The 1,232-nt window shown below is 42.5% G+C and carries 2 protein-coding genes and 1 pseudogene; 2 read left to right on the top strand and 1 reads right to left on the bottom strand.

What is annotated here, in order from left to right:
• Window positions 1–266: pseudogene (locus A3712_RS24180) on the bottom strand (glycerol-3-phosphate 1-O-acyltransferase PlsB); the annotation flags it as partial.
• 221 nt (window positions 267–487) lie between these two features.
• On the opposite strand from A3712_RS24180, the gene A3712_RS24175 reads away from it, so the two are divergent.
• Together A3712_RS24175 and lexA are read left to right on the top strand one after the other, a co-directional pair.
• Entirely contained in the window at window positions 488–850 is a 363-nt protein-coding gene (locus A3712_RS24175) for a diacylglycerol kinase (protein WP_063525264.1), read from the top strand.
• A gap of 94 nt (window positions 851–944) precedes the next feature.
• Window positions 945–1,232 (top strand): transcriptional repressor LexA (gene lexA, locus A3712_RS24170; RefSeq protein WP_063525263.1); only part of this gene is annotated, 288 nt, incomplete at its 3' end.

Below are 1,232 nucleotides of genomic sequence, written 5' to 3'. Positions count from 1 at the left end.
TTACGTGAAGAGATGAAAACGTAGCGTGGCAGTGATTTACCACCGATTTCAAGCTTGCTTAACGGATCCGGTAAACCCAGTTCTAGCGCATGCTTTTGTAGTGTCAGTAGGTCGACGCTTGAGCGAAACGGTAAGGCGAATACAATTGGTTTGCCTAAATCAATGTTCAAATCTTCAACTGGATTAGAAGGGATTGATGTGCCTTTTACCAATACGGATAAAGGTAGCTTCATTAATGTACGTGAAAAAGATTGTCCAGAAGACATATAGGTTCACAGCCTCAATAGTTATTTCAATGTGCTTAAGCGTATCTCTATTTCTATGATGAGAGAGGGTAACCCTTTCAAGTAAAATAGGGATAAGCCTAGGCGTAAATTTAATCGATGCAAGAATACCAGAAACTGGTCTAACCTTTTAATGGAAATAGTCATATTGCCGTTAAGTTTGTGGAATATCATTCATCGACTGATTGAGTATAGGGTTAAAAATGACCAAAAAATCAAACACCGGATTTAAACGTATCGTGAAAGCAGCGGGCTTTTCATGGCAAGGCATCACAAGTTCGTTTAAAAATGAGGTGGCCTTTCGACAAGAAGTCTTCATGGCTGCGGTTATGATTCCGTTGGCGTTTTACCTCGATGTGGGCCATGTAGAACGAATCTTAATGGTGTCCTCGATCGTGCTAGTGATGGTTGTTGAGCTCATTAATACTGCAATTGAGGCGGTTGTAGATCGTATTGGGAGTGAACATCATGAACTTTCAGGAATGGCGAAAGATGTCGGCTCGGCAGCTGTTTTTTTCTGTTTAGCGCTTGCGGCTTATGTATGGTTTGAGATCTTGGTTTTGTAATTAGTAAAAAATGAACTAAAAACAACCAATTGCTTTGCTTTTGTCCAGTTACTGGATATACTCACAGTCAACTGTATAAAAAGACAGGTGAATCATGAAGCCGTTAACGCCCCGCCAACAACAAGTCTTTGACCTTATCAAAGGTAAGATCGAAGATTCCGGTATGCCACCGACACGCGCAGAAATTGCTCGTGAATTAGGCTTCCGTTCTGCTAACGCTGCAGAAGAACATTTGAAAGCCCTTGCTCGTAAAGAAGCGATTGAGATTATCCCGGGTGCGTCTCGTGGTATTCGTATTTTGCTTGAAGATGCAGCAAACGAAGAGCAGGGTCTGCCTCTGATCGGTCAGGTTGCCGCTGGTGAGCCTATCTTGGCTCAAGAG

It is taken from the genome of Vibrio sp. HI00D65 (genome assembly GCF_001635455.1).
Lineage (GTDB): Bacteria > Pseudomonadota > Gammaproteobacteria > Enterobacterales > Vibrionaceae > Vibrio.
This window is presented reverse-complemented; position numbering and strand designations above follow the sequence as displayed.